General features: G+C 69.8%; 13 protein-coding genes. 6 read left to right on the forward strand and 7 right to left on the reverse strand.

What is annotated here, in order from left to right; genetic code table 11:
• Nucleotides 1-80: 80 nt before the first annotated feature.
• The 5 genes from OG861_RS24845 to OG861_RS24865 all read right to left on the reverse strand — a co-directional run bounded on the left by OG861_RS24845 (nucleotide 81) and on the right by OG861_RS24865 (nucleotide 6,305).
• Nucleotides 81-1,064: a PAC2 family protein gene (locus tag OG861_RS24845; RefSeq protein ID WP_329193908.1), complete on the reverse strand. Its 984-nt coding sequence runs from the start codon at nucleotides 1,062-1,064 to the stop codon at nucleotides 81-83.
• A gap of 127 nt (nucleotides 1,065-1,191) precedes the next feature.
• Complete coding sequence (locus OG861_RS24850; protein ID WP_329193906.1) at nucleotides 1,192-2,799, reverse strand: glycerol-3-phosphate dehydrogenase/oxidase; 1,608 nt, start codon at nucleotides 2,797-2,799, stop codon at nucleotides 1,192-1,194.
• 39 nt (nucleotides 2,800-2,838) lie between these two features.
• Nucleotides 2,839-4,365: a glycerol kinase GlpK gene (gene glpK / locus OG861_RS24855; protein ID WP_329193904.1), complete on the reverse strand. Its 1,527-nt coding sequence runs from the start codon at nucleotides 4,363-4,365 to the stop codon at nucleotides 2,839-2,841.
• A gap of 74 nt (nucleotides 4,366-4,439) precedes the next feature.
• Entirely contained in the window at nucleotides 4,440-5,222 is a 783-nt protein-coding gene (locus tag OG861_RS24860) for an MIP/aquaporin family protein (protein WP_329193902.1), read from the reverse strand.
• Between the two features lie 315 nt (nucleotides 5,223-5,537).
• Complete coding sequence (locus tag OG861_RS24865; protein WP_329193901.1) at nucleotides 5,538-6,305, reverse strand: IclR family transcriptional regulator; 768 nt, start codon at nucleotides 6,303-6,305, stop codon at nucleotides 5,538-5,540.
• Nucleotides 6,306-6,566: 261 nt separating this feature from the next.
• Here OG861_RS24865 and metH point away from each other — a divergent pair, with 261 nt between their 5' ends.
• The 4 genes from metH (at nucleotide 6,567) to OG861_RS24885 (ending at nucleotide 14,631) form a co-directional block, all read left to right on the forward strand.
• On the forward strand, nucleotides 6,567-10,079 hold the full coding sequence (gene metH, locus OG861_RS24870) for a methionine synthase (protein WP_329193899.1): 3,513 nt from the start codon (nucleotides 6,567-6,569) through the stop codon (nucleotides 10,077-10,079).
• 112 nt (nucleotides 10,080-10,191) lie between these two features.
• Nucleotides 10,192-10,893: an HAD family hydrolase gene (locus tag OG861_RS24875; RefSeq protein WP_329193898.1), complete on the forward strand. Its 702-nt coding sequence runs from the start codon at nucleotides 10,192-10,194 to the stop codon at nucleotides 10,891-10,893.
• Nucleotides 10,894-11,374: 481 nt separating this feature from the next.
• The gene (locus OG861_RS24880) at nucleotides 11,375-12,979 is read left to right on the forward strand and encodes an ABC transporter substrate-binding protein (RefSeq protein WP_329193897.1); all 1,605 of its coding nucleotides are present in this window, start codon (nucleotides 11,375-11,377) and stop codon (nucleotides 12,977-12,979) included.
• A 71-nt stretch (nucleotides 12,980-13,050) separates the two neighbouring features.
• On the forward strand, nucleotides 13,051-14,631 hold the full coding sequence (locus OG861_RS24885) for an ABC transporter substrate-binding protein (RefSeq protein ID WP_329193895.1): 1,581 nt from the start codon (nucleotides 13,051-13,053) through the stop codon (nucleotides 14,629-14,631).
• Nucleotides 14,632-14,718: 87 nt separating this feature from the next.
• Here OG861_RS24885 and OG861_RS24890 read toward each other — a convergent pair whose 3' ends face one another.
• Complete coding sequence (locus OG861_RS24890; RefSeq protein ID WP_329193894.1) at nucleotides 14,719-15,390, reverse strand: response regulator transcription factor; 672 nt, start codon at nucleotides 15,388-15,390, stop codon at nucleotides 14,719-14,721.
• A gap of 64 nt (nucleotides 15,391-15,454) precedes the next feature.
• Nucleotides 15,455-16,255 (reverse strand): RecB family exonuclease, encoded by an 801-nt coding sequence (locus tag OG861_RS24895; RefSeq protein WP_329202058.1) that lies wholly within the window; start codon nucleotides 16,253-16,255, stop codon nucleotides 15,455-15,457.
• Here OG861_RS24895 and OG861_RS24900 point away from each other — a divergent pair.
• Together OG861_RS24900 and OG861_RS24905 are read left to right on the forward strand one after the other, a co-directional pair.
• Entirely contained in the window at nucleotides 16,254-17,750 is a 1,497-nt protein-coding gene (locus tag OG861_RS24900) for a site-2 protease family protein (protein WP_443056462.1), read from the forward strand. The two genes, OG861_RS24895 and OG861_RS24900, sit on opposite strands and share 2 nt — an antisense overlap.
• 18 nt (nucleotides 17,751-17,768) lie before the next feature.
• A complete protein-coding gene (locus OG861_RS24905) occupies nucleotides 17,769-18,677 on the forward strand; it encodes a tRNA (adenine-N1)-methyltransferase (RefSeq protein WP_136211133.1) in 909 nt (302 codons plus the stop codon).
• Nucleotides 18,678-18,726 lie beyond the last annotated feature (49 nt).

Here is an 18,726-nt window from a genome sequence, read left to right on the forward strand (position 1 = left end):
TGAGCGGCCGGTCCGGCGTTCTTCTCGGTTCCGCCGGGGGGCCGACCGGTTGCGCGGGGACGGGGGTGGGGGCCGGTTCGTCAGGCCTCCGGGGGAGCGTCCTCGCCCGGCGCCGCCGCCGGCGGTTCCTCCGGCGGCTCCGGGTCGGGCCTCAGCCGCGGCTTCGTACGGCCGCTGGAGGTGTCCCGCAGGTACGACCCGTCACCCGGTTCCGCGGCCGCGGAAGGGTCCCGCCGCCGCAGGTACCGCTCGAACTCGCGGGCGATCGCGTCCCCCGACGCCTCGGGGAGGTCGGCGGTGTCCCGCGCCTCCTCCAGCGTCTGGACGTACTCCGCCACCTCGCTGTCCTCGGCGGCCAGTTGGTCCACCCCCAGCTGCCACGCCCGCGCGTCCTCCGGCAGTTCGCCGAGCGGGATGCGGATGTCGAGCAGGTCTTCCAGCCGGTTCAGCAGCGCCAGCGTCGCCTTCGGGTTCGGCGGCTGCGACACGTAGTGCGGCACCGCCGCCCACAGCGACACCGCCGGGACGCCCGCGTGCGTGCAGGCCTCCTGGAGGACCCCCACGATCCCCGTCGGGCCCTCGTACTTCGTCTCCTCCAGGTCCATCGTCCGAGCCAGGTCGGCGTCCGACGTCACCCCGCTGACCGGGACCGGCCGGGTGTGCGGGGTGTCGCCCAGCAGCGCGCCCAGGATGACCACCATCTCCACGCCCAGCTCGTGCGCGAAGGCGAGGATCTCGTTGCAGAACGAACGCCAGCGCATCGAGGGTTCGATCCCGCGCACCAGCACCAGGTCACGCGGCTTCGCACCGCCGATCCGGACCACCGAGAGCCGGGTCGTCGGCCAGGTGATCTTGCGAACCCCGTTCTCCAGCCACACCGTCGGCCGGTTGACCTGGAAGTCGTAGTAGTCCTCGGCGTCCAGAGCCGCGAAGACCTCGCCCTTCCACTCCCGGTCCAGGTGCGTGACAGCACCGGAGGCGGCGTCACCCGCGTCGTTCCAGCCCTCGAACGCGGCCACCATGACCGGGTCGATCAGCTCGGGCACGCCCTCAAGCTCGATCACCCAGGTCTCCTTCCGAAGTTCCCCTTGTGTACGTGGGCCAGCCTAAGCCTTGAGGGGACACCAGCCACAGCCCACGACGGAGGGGCGGTTCCCCTCGGAACCGCCCCTCTTCCCCCTGCCGTGACGGCTACGCCTTGCCGCCCAGCATCTCCTCGACCCGGCGCCGTACCTCGGCGCTGTCCAGACCGCGCACGGTCACCGTCGTACGGCGGCGCAGCACGTCGTCGACCGTCTGGGCCCACTCGTTGTCACGGGCGTACGCGACCTGCGCCCAGATCTCCGGCCCGTCGGGGTGGATCCGCTCGGCCAGCGCCGGGTCCTCGTTCGCCAGGCGGGCGATGTCGAAGGCCAGCGAACCGTAGTGCGAGGCCAGGTGCCGGGCGGTGAGCGGGTCCATGCGCGAGCCGGGCTCCCGGTCCACCAGCAGCCGGTGCGCCACCGCGTTCGGGTTGGCGACACCGGGCAGCGGGACGCGGCGCACCAGCGACTTCACCGGCTCCATGTCCTCGGTCAGCGGGCTGCCGGGCAGCTTCGCCAGCTTGTCCATGACCACGCGGCCGATGTGGCGGTACGTGGTCCACTTGCCGCCGGCCACCGACAGCATGCCGCCGGCGCCCTCGGAGACGACCGTCTCGCGCTTGGCCTTCTCCACGCCGCCGGGGCCGCCGGGCAGCACCCGCAGGCCCGCGAAGGCGTACGTCATCAGCGAGCGGTCCAGGTCGGCGTCCTTCACCGAGAAGGCGGCCTCGTCCAGGATCTGCTGGATGTCGGCCTCGGTGGCGCGCACGTCCGCGGGGTCGCCCTCGTAGACCTCGTCGGTCGTGCCGAGCAGGAGCTGGTCCTCCCACGGCAGGGCGAAGGTGATGCGGTACTTGTCGATCGGGGTGGCCATGGCGGCCTTCCACGGCGACTTGCGCTTCATCACGATGTGCGCGCCCTTGGACAGGCGGATCGACGGCATCGCGTGCTTGTCTTCCATGCGCCGCAGGTGGTCCACCCACGGGCCGGTGGCGTTGAGCACGACGCGCGCGTCGACCCCGAACTCGGTGCCGTCCAGGCGGTCCTTGAGCTCGGCGCCGCTGACCCGGCCGCGCGTCATGCGCAGGCCGGTGACCTCGGCGTGGTTCAGGACGACCGCGCCCGACTCGACGGCCGCGCGGACCGTCATCACGGCGACGCGGGAGTCGTTCATCTGGTGGTCGTAGTAGACCGCGACGGCCTTGAGGTTGTCGGTCTTGAGACCGGGGTTGTCGGCGACGGCGCGGGCCGGGGATATGACCTTGCCGATGCCGTCACCGAAGGCCGACAGGGCCGAGTACGCGAACACGCCCGCGCCCAGCTTCGCGGCGCCGACCGGGCCGCCCTTGTAGACCGGCAGGTAGAAGGTGAGGGGGTTGACCAGGTGCGGGGCCACGTCCTTGGCCAGCACCCGGCGCTCGTGGTGGTTCTCCGCGACCAGCTTGACCGCGCCGGTCTGCAGGTAGCGCAGGCCCCCGTGGACCAGCTTGGAGGAGGCCGAGGAGGTGGCGCCGGCGAAGTCGCCGGCGTCCACCATGGCAACCCGCAGACCCGACTGCGCGGCGTGCCAGGCCACGGACGTGCCCAGGATTCCACCGCCGATGACCAGCAGGTCGTACGTGGCCTTCGCCAGCTGCTCACGGGTCTCGGCGCGGCTCGCGTTGGAGCCGGCGGTCGGGTGCGAACCCAGTGCGGGAACGCTCTGCAGGGTGCTCATATCTCTTAGCTCCTCGTCGATTGACTCAGCTGAGGGGGGTCAGCTGGCGTCTTCGTCGTCGATCCAGCCCATGGACCGCTCGACGGCCTTGAGCCAGTTCTTGTACTCGCGGTCCCGCTGTTCGGCGGGCATCCGCGGGGTCCACTCCGCCGCGCGGCGCCAGTTGGCGCGCAGGGCGTCGGTGTCGGGCCAGAAGCCGACGGCCAGGCCGGCGGCGTAGGCGGCGCCGAGGCAGGTGGTCTCGGCGACCATCGGGCGCACCACGGGGGCGTCCAGGAAGTCCGAGAGCGTCTGCATCAGCAGGTTGTTGGAGGTCATGCCGCCGTCGACCTTGAGGGCGGCGAGCTCGACGCCCGAGTCCTTGGTCATGGCGTCGGTGATCTCGCGGGTCTGCCAGGCGGTGGCCTCCAGCACGGCACGGGCGATGTGAGCCTTGGTGACGTACCGGGTCAGGCCGGCGATCACACCGCGGGCGTCGGAGCGCCAGTACGGGGCGAACAGGCCGGAGAAGGCGGGCACGAAGTAGGCGCCGCCGTTGTCCTCGACGGAGGAGGCCAGCGTCTCGATCTCGGCGGCCGACTTGATCAGGCCCATCTGGTCGCGCATCCACTGGACGAGCGAGCCGGTGACGGCGATGGAGCCTTCGAGGGCGTAGACCGGCTTCTCCTCGCCGATCTGGTAGCCGACCGTGGTGAGCAGGCCGCTGTAGGAGTTGATGATCTTGTCGCCGGTGTTCATCAGCATGAACGTGCCGGTGCCGTACGTGGACTTCGCCTCGCCCTCGGAGAAGCAGGTCTGGCCGAAGAGGGCGGCCTGCTGGTCACCGAGCGCCGAGGCGACCGGGACACCGGCGAGCACGCCTTCCTTGACGTGGCCGTAGACCTCGGCGGAGGAGCGGATCTCGGGGAGGACGTTGAGGGGGACCTCCATGGACTCGGCGATGCGCTCGTCCCACTCCAGCGTGTGGAGGTTCATCAGCATGGTGCGCGAGGCGTTCGTGACGTCGGTGACGTGCACGCCGCCCTGGGCGCCGCCGGTCAGGTTCCAGATGACCCAGGAGTCCATGGTGCCGAAGAGGATGTCGCCGGCCTCGGCGCGCTCGCGCAGGCCCTCGACGTTGTCGAGCAGCCAGCGGACCTTGGGACCGGCGAAGTACGAGGCGAGCGGCAGGCCCGTCTCGCGGCGGAAGCGGTCCTGGCCGACGTTGCGGCCGAGCTCCTTGCACAGGACGTCCGTGCGGGTGTCCTGCCAGACCAGCGCGTTGTGCACCGGCTCGCCGGTGTTCTTGTCCCACAGGAGCGTGGTCTCGCGCTGGTTGGTGATGCCGACGGCCTTGACGTCGGCCGCGGTGATCTCGGCCTTGGCGATGGCCCCGGCGACGACCTCCTGGACGTTGGTCCAGATCTCGGCGGCGTCGTGCTCGACCCAGCCCGGCTTCGGGAAGATCTGCTCGTGCTCCTTCTGGTCGACGGCGACGATGCGGCCGTCGCGGTCGAAGACGATGCAGCGGGAGGAGGTGGTGCCCTGGTCGATCGCGGCGATGAAGGGGCCGGTGCTACTGGTCATGGTGGCTGCTCCTGGCGGCTCTGGTGGGCGGAATCAGGGGGCGGTGCGGATCTTGCGATACGTGCCGATGCTGATCAGACGAACGCGATGTTGTACAGACCACCGGCGAGGGCGGCACCGACGAGCGGGCCGACGACCGGGATCCAGGAGTATCCCCAGTCCGAGCCGCCCTTGTGGGGCAGCGGCAGCAGGGCGTGGACGATGCGGGGGCCGAGGTCGCGCACCGGGTTGATGGCGTAGCCGGTCGGGCCGCCGAGGGAGAGGCCGATGCCGACGACCACGAAGGAGGTGATCAGGACGCCGATGACGCCGAGGCCCTTGCCGTCGTCCTGGAGGCCCTGGGTCAAGATCGCCAGGACCAGGACGGCGGTGCCGATGATCTCGGTGGCCAGGTTCTGGACGACGTTGCGGATCTCGGGGCCGGTGGAGAAGATCCCGAGCACCGGGCCGGCCACGTCGTGCGGGTGCGGGTCCTCCGGGCCGAGCTTGGCGTCACGGATGTGCTCCGGGTCCGCCAGGTGCGCCCGGAACTGCCCGTAGTACGTGGCCCACATCAGGACCGCGCCGATCATGGCGCCGAGCAGCTGGCCCGCGAGGTAGACCGGCACGTCGCCCCACTCGCCGGTCTTGACGGCTATGCCGACGGTCACCGCGGGGTTGAGGTGCGCGCCGGACAGGGGTGCGGACACGTACGCGGCGATCAGGACGGCGAAACCCCAGCCGAAGGTGATCGCGAGCCATCCCGCGTTGCGGGCCTTGGAGCTCTTGAGCGTGACGGCGGCGCAGACGCCACCGCCGAGCAGGGTGAGCAGGGCGGTACCGATGGTCTCGCCGATGAAGATGTCGGAGCTGGACACCCGCGACTCCTTTGTCTTACGTCCAGGGGTGGGTGGACACCGGGTCCCTCCGGTGGTCCACCGCACTCGGTGAGTGCTGCACCGGTCCTTGGCCTCGCCATACCCTAACGCGTATTGCCGGTAGGTGTTCGACAATGCCGACCGATGAACGGCAGTTTTCCGCCCGGGTGAAGATTGCGTCAAGGGTCCGGCAGGTCACGGATCAGGATCGTTACCGGTCGGTGCGATCGACCAAATCCGGCCAATTGGGGGCTGGAAAACGACAGAAGCCCCCAGATGACGGCCGAAGCGGTCCTGGGGGCACTCAAAGCAAGGTCAGAAGCGGCCCGCGCCGAGGTCGCGCGAAACCGAGCGGGCGCAGTCCCGTACCGAGGCCACCAGGCTCGCCCGGGGTTCCCCGGACTCCCCGCAGACCCGCTCCACGGCGCCCGCCACCGCCACGGCACCGACCGGCATCTTGCGCCGGTCGTGGATGGGGGCGGCCACCGAGGCGACGCCCTCCCAGGTCTCCTCGACGTCGCAGGCCCACCCGCGCGCCCGGGTCAGGTCCAGGACCTCCTCGAAACCGGCCGCGTCCGTGACCGTGCGCGGCGTGAACGCCTCGCGCTCCACCTCGACCGCCTCCGTGTGCGCCACCGGGTCGTACGCGGACAGCACCTTGCCCAGGGCCGTGGAGTGCAGCGGCTGCATCGCGCCCACTTCCAGCACCTGGCGGCTGTCGTCCGGGCGGAACACGTGGTGCATGATCAGCACCCCGCTCTTGTGGAGCACCCCCACGTACACGCTCTCGCCGCTCGCCCGTGCCAGGTCGTCCGTCCACACCAGCGCCCGGGCCCGCAGCTCGTGCACGTCCAGGTAGCTGTTGCCCAGGCGCAGCAGCTCCGCGCCGAGCTGGTAGCGGCCCGAGGCCGGATCCTGCTCGACGAAACCCTCGGCCTGGAGCGTGCGCAGGATGCCGTGCGCGGTCCCCTTGGCCAGCCCCAGCGCACCGGCCACGTCCGACAGGCCCAGCCGGCGTTCGCCGCCCGCCAGGAGCCGCAGCATCGCAGCGGCTCGTTCGAGCGACTGGATGTTCCGTGCCATCGTGCAGCCTCCTGCTGACGTAGTTCGACAATGCTGAACACTATCGGCCGATGTCGACCTTGTGCATGCCCGGGGAACGCTTGATGACACCCGCATGCCGGACAGCCCACTGGAGCCGCACTGGAGTCGGGCCAAAGAATGCAGTCCGCCACGTGGGACACACCCACCGGGTCCCGGTGCGCACGGTTACCCTGACCGCGTGCGCCCTTGACACAGCGAGGGCGCAAAGCCGACAGCCGTCGCATCCCAGGGAGCTTGACCATGGCCTCGTTGCCGAACCCGCCCGCAGACACCCAGACACGGGCCGATGCCCTCCGAGAGGCGCTCGCGACCCGCGTGGTCGTCGCCGACGGAGCCATGGGGACCATGCTCCAGGCGCAGGACCCGTCGATGGAGGACTTCCAGCAGCTGGAAGGCTGCAACGAGGTCCTGAACGTGACGCGCCCCGACATCGTGCGCTCCGTCCACGAGGCGTACTTCTCCGTCGGCGTGGACTGCGTGGAGACCAACACGTTCGGCGCGAACTTCGCGGCGCTGGCCGAGTACGACATCCCCGGCCGCAACTTCGAGCTGTCGGAATCCGGCGCCCGCATCGCCCGCGAGGTGGCCGACGAGTACACGGCCGCGACCGGGCAGCAGCGCTGGGTGCTGGGCTCCATGGGGCCGGGCACCAAGCTGCCCACGCTGGGCCACATCGACTACGCGACGATCCGCGACGCCTACCAGGTCAACGCCGAGGGCCTGCTCACCGGAGGCGCGGACGCCCTGCTGGTGGAGACCACGCAGGACCTCCTGCAGACCAAGTCCTCCGTCATCGGCGCGCGGCGCGCGATGGAGGCGCTCGGCGTGTCCGTGCCGTTGATCTGCTCCGTCACCGTAGAGACGACCGGCACGATGCTGCTCGGTTCGGAGATCGGTGCGGCGCTGACGGCGCTGGAGCCGCTCGGCATCGACATGATCGGCCTGAACTGCGCGACGGGCCCCGCCGAGATGAGCGAGCACCTGCGCTACCTGGCCCGCAACGCCCGGATCCCGCTGTCCTGCATGCCCAACGCAGGCCTGCCGGTGCTGGGCAAGAACGGCGCGCACTACCCCCTGTCGGCCCCCGAGCTCGCCGACGCGCAGGAGACCTTCGTCCGCGAGTACGGCCTGTCCCTGGTCGGCGGCTGCTGCGGCACCACCCCCGAGCACCTGCGCCAGGTCGTGGAGCGGGTCCGCGGTCTGGCCCCGGCCGAGCGGCGGCCCCAGCCCGAGCCGGGCGCGTCGTCGCTGTACCAGACCGTGCCGTTCCGCCAGGACACCTCGTACATGGCGATCGGCGAGCGGACCAACGCCAACGGGTCGAAGAAGTTCCGCGAGGCGATGCTGGAGGCCCGCTGGGACGACTGCGTGGAGATGGCCCGCGACCAGATCCGCGAGGGCGCGCACATGCTCGACCTGTGCGTCGACTACGTGGGCCGCGACGGCGTCGCCGACATGCAGGAGCTGGCCGGCCGCTTCGCGACGGCTTCGACGCTGCCGATCGTGCTGGACTCCACCGAGGTTCCCGTGATCCAGGCGGGTCTGGAGAAGCTGGGCGGCCGCGCGGTCATCAACTCGGTGAACTACGAGGACGGCGACGGCCCCGAGTCCCGTTTCGCGAAGGTGACCGCCCTGGCGCGCGAGCACGGCGCGGCGCTGATCGCGCTGACCATCGACGAGGAGGGCCAGGCCCGCACCGTCGAGCACAAGGTGGCGATCGCCGAGCGGCTGATCGAGGACCTGACCGGCAACTGGGGCATCCACGAGTCGGACATCCTCATCGACACCCTCACCTTCACCATCTGTACGGGTCAGGAGGAGTCCCGCAAGGACGGCATCGCCACCATCGAGGCGATCCGCGAACTCAAGCGGCGCCACCCCGACGTGCAGACCACGCTGGGGCTGTCCAACATCTCCTTCGGCCTGAACCCGGCCGCCCGCGTCCTGCTGAACTCCGTCTTCCTCGACGAGTGCGTCAAGGCGGGCCTGGATTCGGCGATCGTCCACGCCTCGAAGATCCTGCCGATCGCCCGCTTCGACGACGAGCAGGTCCGCACGGCCCTGGACCTCATCTACGACCGGCGCGCCGAGGACTACGACCCGCTGCAGAAGCTGATGGCGCTGTTCGAGGGCGTCAACACCAAGTCGATGAAGGACGGCCGCGCCGAGGAGCTCCTCGCGCTGCCCCTGGACGAGCGGCTCCAGCGCCGCATCATCGACGGGGAGAAGAACGGCCTGGAGGACGACCTCGCCGAGGCCCTGCAGACCCGTCCCGCCCTGGACATCGTCAACGACACCCTGCTGGAGGGCATGAAGGTCGTCGGCGAGCTGTTCGGCTCCGGCCAGATGCAGCTGCCGTTCGTCCTGCAGTCGGCCGAGGTGATGAAGACGGCCGTCGCCTACCTCGAACCGCACATGGAGAAGACCGACGACGACGGCAAGGGCACCATCGTGCTCGCCACCGTCCGCGGCGACGTCCACGACATCGGCAAGAACCTCGTCGACATCATCTTGACCAACAACGGCTACAACGTCGTCAACATCGGCATCAAGCAGCCCGTCTCCGCGATCCTGGAAGCCGCGCAGGAACACAAGGCCGACGTGATCGGCATGTCCGGCCTGCTCGTCAAGTCCACCGTGATCATGAAGGAGAACCTGGAGGAGCTCAACCAGCGCAAGCTGGCGGCCGACTACCCGGTCATCCTCGGCGGCGCGGCCCTGACCCGCGCCTACGTGGAACAGGACCTCCACGAGATCTACGAGGGCGAAGTCCGCTACGCCCGCGACGCCTTCGAGGGCCTGCGCCTCATGGACGCCCTCATCGCCGTCAAGCGCGGCGTCCCGGGCGCCGAACTGCCCCCGCTCAAGCAGCGCCGCGTCCCCAAGCGGGACACCCCGTCGATCCAGGTGGAGGAGCCCGAGGAGCCGGGCGGCCGCTCGGACGTGGCCGTCGACAACCCGGTCCCCACCCCGCCGTTCTGGGGCACCCGCGTCGTCAAGGGCATCCCGCTCAAGGACTACGCCTCCTGGCTGGACGAGGGCGCGCTGTTCAAGGGCCAGTGGGGCCTCAAGCAGGCCCGCGCCGGCGGAGCGACGTACGAGGAGCTCGTCGAGTCCGAGGGCCGGCCGCGGCTGCGCGGCCTCCTGGAGAAGCTGCACACCGAGAACCTGCTCGAAGCGGCCGTCGTCTACGGCTACTTCCCCTGCGTGTCCAAGGGCGACGACCTGATCATCCTGGACGAGCAGGGCAACGAGCGGACCCGCTTCACCTTCCCGCGCCAGCGCCGCGGGCGGCGCCTGTGCCTGGCCGACTTCTTCCGCCCGGAGGAGTCGGGGGAGACGGACGTCGTGGGCCTCCAGGTGGTCACCGTGGGCTCGAAGATCGGCGAGGCCACCGCCAAACTGTTCGAGTCCGACTCCTACCGCGAATACCTGGAACTGCACGGCCTGTCCGTCCAGCTCGCCGAGGCCCTCGCCGAGTACTGGCACGCCCGCGTCCGGGCCGAACTCGGGTTCGGCGGCGAGGACCCCGCCCAGGTCGAGGACATGTTCGACCTCAAGTACCGCGGCGCCCGCTTCTCGCTGGGCTACGGCGCCTGCCCCGACCTGGAGGACCGGGCCAAGATCGCCGACATGCTCCAGCCGGAGCGCATCGGGGTCCACCTCTCGGAGGAGTTCCAGCTCCACCCGGAGCAGTCCACGGACGCCATCGTCATCCACCACCCCGAAGCGAAGTATTTCAACGCACGCTGACGCAGACCGGCGTACACTGGTCGGTCCCATACAGGCCGGTCACCTGTTCTCCCGGGCATGCCCCCGGGGAGCGAGGTGACCGGCCTTCTCGTCCCTTGTGAGAGGTGTGCGCATGACCAGCACCGTTCCAGCCGCCGTCACCCGTACGACCGACGGTTCGGCCCTGCAGGCGGTACTGCTGGACATGGACGGCACCCTCGTCGACACCGAGGGGTTCTGGTGGGAGATCGAGGAGGAGATCTTCCGCGAGCTGGGCCACCGGCTGGAGGAGACCTGGCGCGACATCGTCGTCGGCGGCCCCATGAGCCGCAGCGCCGCCTTCCTGATCGAGTCCACCGGAGCCGCCATCGGCCTCGCCGAGCTCAGCGTGCTCCTCAACGAACGCTTCGAGGCGCGCATCGCCGACCAGGTCCCCCTGATGCCCGGCGCCGAGCGGCTGCTGGCCGAGCTCGCCCGGCACAACGTACCCACCGCGCTCGTCTCCGCCTCCCACCGCCGCGTCATCGACCAGGTCCTGCTCACCCTCGGCCGCGACCGCTTCACCATGACGGTCGCCGGGGACGAGGTGCCCCGGACCAAGCCGCACCCCGACCCCTACCTCCTCGCCGCCCAGGCCCTCGGCGCCCACCCCTCGCGCTGCGCCGTGATCGAGGACACCGCCACCGGGGTCGCCGCCGCCGAGGCCGCCGGCTGCCGGGTCGTCGCCGTGCCCTCGGTGGGCCTGATCCCCGCCGCCCCCGGCCGCACCATCGTGCGCTCCCTGGAAGAAGTGGACCTGGCGTTCCTGCGCTCGCTCATCACTCCGATGAACTGAGCGCGCACGCTGCGTACCGAACAGAACCGGGTGCTACCGGGGGAGCGGCGAGAGGATCTTCCGCCCGGCGCAGCGGAGGCCGAAATTCCATCCCCACGCAGGCAGTTGCCGCGGGGTGAGCTTGGTCACCCGGCGGAACCGCCGCGGGCCCTTCGGCGCGCCCTGAACCGTTCCCTTGTGTCCGGATTGATCAGCTCCTGACCCCCTCTGCGCCCACTCTGGGATGAACGGTCAGTCCGCGCCCATAACCGTCCGGTTACGCCCCAACTCCTGCCAGTTCCAGCCATCCCGTCCCAGGCCACTAATGTCGACGCCGGGCACTGCGCCGCACCTCAGCAGTACCGGAGACACACCCCTGTGCCGGTACCGCGTGGACCGATCGTCACACACCGGCCCGATCGTTCCGCCCTGAACGGGCGACCGTCGCGAAGTGCCCTCAACGCCGCTTTGAGCAAGTGCCGGGTGAGGGAGTACTTCCAGCATGAACCGCAAGACCATGGTGCTGACGGCCGCGATAGGCCTGCTCACCCCCGCGCTGTCCGCCTGCGGCAGCGCGAGCGGAGGAGGAGCGGGAACCGGGGCCATCGTCGTCGGCACCACCGACCGGTTCGAAGCCGCCGACTACGCCCCCGCCCCCTTCGACCCCGCCTACGCCTACGACGCCGGCGCCTGGAACGTCCTGCGCCAGACCGTCCAGACGCTGATGCACACCCCCCGCGGCGGCGGCCAGCCCGTCCCCGAAGCAGCCTCCGACTGCCGCTTCACCGACACCGGCAACGAGAGCTACCGCTGCACCCTGCGCCCCGGACTCACCTTCGCGAACGGTGACCCGCTGACGGCCAAGGACGTCAAGTTCTCCATCGACCGCGTCCTCGCGATCAAGGCGGAGAACGGCCCCTCCTCGCTGCTCTCCACCATCGACACCGTCGAGGCCAAGAGCGCCGACACCGTCGTCTTCCACCTCAAGACCGCCGACGCGACGTTCCCCTACAAGCTGTCCACCCCGGCCGCCGGCATCGTCAGCGCCAAGGACTACGACGCGAAGAAGCTCCGCGCCGGCTTCGCCGTCGACGGCTCCGGCCCCTACACGATGAAGGCCGAAACCAAGGGCAACCAGCTCGTGCGCGCCGTCTTCACCAAGAACCCGCACTACAAGGGCGACATCAAGCTCCAGAACGACAAGGTCGAACTGCGCTCCTTCGCCGACTCCGAGGGCATGGGCAAGGCCCTGCGCGACGGCTCCATCCACGTCGTCTCCCGCACCCTGTCGCCCGCCCAGATCGCCGAGCTGTCCGCGAAGCCCCCCAAGGCCGTCAAGCTGGTCCCGCTGCCCGGCCTCGAGATCCGCTACCTCGGCTTCAACACCGACGCCCCCGTCGTCAAGGACAAGGCCGTCCGCCAGGCCCTCGCCGCGGCCGTCGACCGCGACGCCCTGATCTCCAAGGTCTACGGCAAGGCCGCACAGCCCCTGTACTCACTGGTCCCCACCAGCGTCACCGGGCACGTGAACTCCTTCTTCAACAAGTACGGCGAGGCCAACACCGCCAAGGCCGCCGACCTGCTCAAGAACGCCGGGATCAAGACCCCCGTCAAGCTCACCCTCAACTACACCACCGACCACTACGGTGACGGCACCGCCGCCGAGTTCGAGGAACTCAAGACCCAGCTGAACTCCACCCAGCTCTTCGACATCACCGTCCAGGGCAACGACTGGGCCGACTACCGCCCCGCCCAGAAGAAGGGCGACTACGCCGCCTACGGGCTCGGCTGGTTCCCCGACTACCCGGACGCCGACAACTTCCTCGCCCCGTTCCTGGAGCAGGACAACTTCCTGGGCACGCCGTACGCCAACGCCGCCGTACGCACCCGGCTCATCCCCGAATCCCGGCGCGCGGCCGACCGCACGGTCGCCGCACCCGCGATCAAGGAGATGCAGGACATCGTCGCCGACGACGTCCCCGTCCTGCCCCTGTGGCAGGGCAAGCAGTACGTCGCCGCACGCGACGAGATCACCGGGGTGGAATGGTCGGTCAACGCCATCTCCGACCTCCAGCTGTGGGAACTCGGCCGGGGCGTCAGCGGCTGAGCAAGGCACCAACCGGCAGCGGGTGTCGCAGGCCGGGGCAACGAAACAGTACGACTGTGAAGGACGTTCGCGTGATGAGACGTAACCAGTGGTTGGCAGCCCCGCTCGGCGCCGCAACCGCCGCCGCGCTGCTCAGCGGTTGCGGTTCGCAGGATGGCTCGGCCGCGGGCAGCGGCAAGGGCGTTGTCATGGGGATATCCGACAAGGTGAAGTCCACCGACCCCGCGTCGGGCTACGACCCGGGCTCCTGGCTGCTCTTCAACAACGTCTTCCAGTCCCTGCTGACCTTCCCCAAGGGCGGCAACACCCCCGAACCCGACGCCGCCCAGAGCTGCGGCTTCGAAGGCGCCGACAGCAAGGTCTACAAGTGCGTCCTGCGCGCCGGGCTCAAGTTCAGCAACGGCGACAGCCTCACCTCCAAGGACGTCAAGTACTCCTTCGAGCGCACCCTGAAGATCAATGACGCCAACGGCCCGGCCGTCATGCTCGCCTCCATCGCCGGCATCGACACCCCCGACGAGAAGACCGTCGTCTTCCGCCTCAAGACCTCCGACGCGACCTTCCCCAGCAAGATCGCGGCCGGTGCCGGCGCCATCGTCGACCACACCCAGTACCCGGCCGACAAGCTCCGCACCGACGGCAAGGCCATCGGCTCCGGCGTCTACAAGCTCGACTCCATCAGCGACAAGAACGCCAACTTCTCGGTCAACGACTCCTACAGCGGCAAGGCCAAGCCGAAGAACACCGGCGTGACCATGAAGTTCTTCAACGACGACCAGGCCGCGCTCAAGAAGGTCCTCGAAAGCGGCGACGTCGACTTCGCCTTCCGCGGCCTCGCCGCCAAGGACATCGCCGGCCTCGCCAACAAGGCCGGCGACCAGAAGGTCGAGGTCGTCCAGGGCACCGGCGCGGAAGTCCAGCACCTCGTCTTCAACATGAACGACCCGGTCGCCGGAAAGCTCCCCATCCGCAAGGCCATCGCCTACCTCGTCGACCGCGAAGCGATCATCAAGGAGGTCTACGACGGCACCGCCACCTCCCTGTACTCGATCGTCCCCGCCGGCATCGCCTCCCACAACACCGCCTTCTTCGAGCGCTACGGCGGCACCCCCCAGCTGGAGAAGGCCAAGAACGTCCTGCGCGCGGCCAACGTCAAGGACAAGGTGAAGATCACCCTGTACTCGACGCCCATCCGCTACGGGCCGGCCACCGACCAGGAACTCCAGCTCATCGCCAAGCAGCTCAACGACAGCGGCCTCTTCGACGTCGACGTGAAGTCCGTCGCGTTCGAGCAGTACGAGAAGGACATCGAAGCCGGCAAGTACGGCGTCTACGTCAAGGGCTGGGTGCCCGACTACCCGGACGCCGACAACTTCACCCAGCCGTTCTTCGGCCCGGACAACGTCCTGCACAACAACTACGACAACAAGGAGATCAGCGGGACCATCATCCCCTCGACCTCCGCGAAGTCCGACCGCACCGCCGCCACCACCGACTTCACCCGGCTCCAGGACATCGTCGCCGACGAGATCCCGATCCTCCCGCTCTGGCAGGGCAAGCAGTACGCCGTCACCCGCCAGAACGTGACCGGCCTGCAGTGGTCGCTCGACGCCTCGACCGTCTTCCGCTTCTGGGAGATCAGCAAGGGCTGACACACACCGACGGGCCGGCAGCCGCACCACGCGGCTGCCGGCCCGTCGGCACGACCATCGAGCGCCCGGACCACCGCGCCGGGAGAACTACTGCGCGCCCGGGCGGACCAGACCGCTCTCGTACGCGTACACGGCGGCCTGCACGCGGTCGCGCAGACCCAGCTTCGTCAGCACGTGCCCCACATGCGTCTTCACGGTGGTCTCGCTCACGAACAGGTCCGCCGCGATCTCCGCGTTCGACAGACCCCGCGCCACCAGCTTCAACACCTCCACCTCGCGCTCGGTCAGCGTGCCCAAGGTGTCCGGGACGCTCTCGGCGCCCGACGGCAGGTGCTCCGCGTACTTGTCCAGCAGCCGCCGCGTGATGCTCGGGGCCAGCATCGCCTCGCCGCCCGCCACCACCCGGATCGCCTGCACCAGCTCGTTCGCGGGAGCGTCCTTGAGCAGGAACCCGCTCGCCCCCGCCCGCAGCGCTTCCACCACGTACTCGTCCAGATCGAACGTGGTCAGCACCAAGACCTTCGCCGGCCCGTCCCGACCCGGCCCCGTGATCTGCCGCGTCGCCTCCACCCCGTCCATCCGAGGCATGCGGATGTCCATCAGCACCACATCGGGCTGCAGCGCACGCACCTGGTCCAGCGCCTGGAGACCGTCCCCGGCCTCACCGACCACCGCCAGGTCCGGCTCCGCCTCCAAGATCATCCGGAATCCGGTGCGCAGGAGCGGCTGGTCATCCACCAGCAGGACGCGGATCGCCACAGGGGTACCTCATCTTCGAACATCGGCTTCGACGGCCGGCACCCATACTGCGCCGGCCCGGTCATCAGGATCCCCCCGAGCCCGCCCCGTCCGCCTCCGCCCTCGGGATGATCACGAGCGGATAGGCCGGGGGAGTCCCGCCGAACTCCGGACACACCGCCCGGTGATCACACCACCCGCACAGCTTCGTCGGCCGGGGCCGCCACTCGCCCGTCTCCGTCGCCTCCACGATCGCGTCCCACAACGCCAGCAGCTTGCGCTCCACCCGCTCCAGGTCCGCCACCACCGGGTCGTACGTCAGCACGTCCCCACTGCCCAGGTACACCAGCTGCAGCCGCCGCGGCACCACCCCCTTCAACCGCCACACCACCAGCGCGTAGAACTTCATCTGGAACAGCGCGTCCTCCGCGTACTGCGGCCGCGGCGCCTTGCCCGTCTTGTAGTCCACGATCCGGACCTCGCCCGTCGGCGCGACATCCACCCGGTCGATGATCCCGCGCAGCCGCAACCCCGACTCCAGCTCCGTCTCCACGAAGAACTCCCGCTCCACCGGCTCCAGCCGCGTCGGGTCCTCCAGGGTGAACCACCGCTCCACCAGCGCCTCGGCCTCCGTCAGCCAGCGCGCCAGATCCTCCCCCTCATCACCCCCCGGGAACAGCTCGGACAGCTCCGGCTTCGCCTCCAGCAACCGGTCCCACTGCCCGGGGATCAACGCTTTCGCCCGCGGCGCCGTCCGCTCCTGCGCAGGATGGTCGAACAGCCGCTCCAGCACCGCGTGCACCAACGTCCCCCGCGTCGCCGCCGCACTCGGCTTCTCCGGCAGCTTGTCGATCACCCGGAACCGGTACAGCAGCGGACACCGCATGAAATCACTCGCCCGCGAAGGCGACAGCGAAGCGGGCCGCACCGCGCCACCCGCCCCCTCGGGCGCGGCAACGGCATCGGCAGCAGCCACACCAGGAACAGGACCGGGGCTCGTCGTCATGCGTAAAACCCTACGACCCGCCACCGACAGCACGCGCATACCATCGACTCCGGGCCCCCTCGCACTGCATGATCAGAGCATCACACCGCGCTACCGCCCCACCACACACCCGCACAACGCCCCACACACCACCGGCGGAACCGCCCCACCGGACAGCACCGAACGAAGGACAGCCGTGCCAGACACCGACGAAACCGGAGAGCGCGCACCCAAGCGCTCCGACCCGGGCGGCGGACTCCTCATGGGCCGCCCCTTCGGCGTACCCGTCTACGTCTCGCCCAGCTGGTTCCTCGTCGCCGCCCTCATCACCTGGGTCTTCGGCAACCAGCTCGACCGCATCCTGCCCGGACTCGGACCGGCCCGCTACCTCGTCTCCCTCTTCTTCGCCGTCGCCTTCTACGCCTCCGTACTCGTCCACGAACTCGCACACACCGTCGCCGCCCTGCGCTTCCGCCTCCCCGTGCGCCGCATCCGCCTCCAGTTCTTCGGCGGAGTCTCGGAAATCGAGAAGGAAGCCGAAACCCCCACCCGCGAATTCGTCCTCGCCTCCGTCGGCCCGCTCCTCTCCCTCCTCCTCGCCGGCGCCTTCTACCTCGGCATGGAAGCCGTCGACGCCCCCACCGTCCCCGGCGTCCTCCTCGCCGGCCTCATGATCTCCAACCTCCTCGTCGCCGCCTTCAACCTCCTCCCCGGCCTCCCCCTCGACGGCGGCCGCATGCTCCGCGCCCTCATCTGGGGCATCACCGGAAAACCCATGGCCGGCACCGTCGCCGCCGCCTGGGTCGGCCGCGGCCTCGCCGTCACCGTCCTCATCGGCCTCCCCCTGGTCACCCAGACCGGACTCCTCGGCAACCGCAGCCAGGAGATCGGCGGCATGGACACCGTCATGGACGCCCTCCTCGCCGCGATCCTCGCCGCCATCATCTGGACCGGCGCCGGCAACAGCCTGCGCATGGCCCGCCTGCGCCAGCACCTGCCCGAACTCCAGGCCCGCGCCCTCACCCGCCGCGCCATCCCCGTCGAGAACGCCACCCCCCTCTCCGAAGCGCTCCGCCGCGCCAACGAAGCCGGAGCCCGCGCCCTCGTCGTCGTCGACGGCCACGGAGACCCCACCGCCATCGTCCGCGAAACGGCCATCGCCTCCGTCCCCGAACACCGCCGCCCCTGGATCGCCGTCAGCACCCTCTCCCAGGACCTCACCGACGGCATGAAGGTTTCCGCGGAGCTCGCCGGAGAAGAACTCCTCGACCACCTCCGCGCCACCCCCGCCACCGAATACCTCGTCATCGAACCCGGCGGCCGGATCTACGGCGTCCTGTCCACCACGGACGTCGAAAAGGCCTTCGTGAAGGCCATGGCGCGGCCCCAGTCCTGAACCCAATACACTGGTCACATGTCCGAACCGACCGGTGCCGCCCGCCGACGCGGGCCCTTCGAGGTCGGGGACCAGGTTCAGCTCACCGACCCCAAGGGCCGCCACTACACCTTCACGCTCGAAGCCGGGAAGAATTTCCACACCCACAAGGGTTCCTTCCCCCACGACGAGCTGATCGGTGCTCCCGAAGGCAGTGTTGTCCGTACCACGGGGAACGTCGCGTACCTCGCGCTGCGCCCCCTGCTCCCCGACTATGTCCTGTCCATGCCCCGCGGTGCCGCCGTGGTCTACCCCAAGGACGCCGGCCAGATCCTGGCCTTCGCCGACATCTTCCCCGGCGCACGCGTCGTGGAAGCCGGCGTGGGCTCCGGCTCCCTCAGCAGCTTCCTGCTGCGCGCCATCGGCGACCAGGGCATGCTCCACAGCTACGAGCGCCGCGCGGACTTCGCCGAGATCGCCACCGCCAACGTCGAGCGCTACTTCGGCGGCCCCCACCCCGCGTGGCAGCTGACCGTCGGCGACCTCCAGGACAACCTGTCCGACACCGACGTCGACCGCGTGATCCTCGACATGCTCGCCCCCTGGGAGTGCCTGGAGGCCGTCTCCAAGGCCCTCGTCCCCGGCGGCATCCTCTGCTGCTACGTGGCCACCACCACCCAGCTCTCGCGCACCGTCGAATCCATCCGCGAGTTCGGCTGCTACGCCGAGCCGCAGCCGTGGGAGTCGATGATCCGCAACTGGCACGTCGAAGGCCTCGCCGTCCGCCCGGACCACCGGATGATCGGCCACACCGGCTTCCTCGTCACCGCCCGCCGCCTCGCGGACGGCGTCGAACCCCCGATGCGCCGCCGCCGCCCCTCCAAGGGCGCCTACGGCGAGGACTACGAGGGACCCGGCAGCCAGAGCCGCGGCGGGGACCGCGACTGACCCACCGGCCCGCGCCCGCCCCGGGCGCGGCCCCCAACACGAAGGCGCT

The sequence above is a fragment of the Streptomyces sp. NBC_00539 genome (assembly GCF_036346105.1).
Taxonomy (GTDB): Bacteria; Actinomycetota; Actinomycetes; order Streptomycetales; family Streptomycetaceae; genus Streptomyces.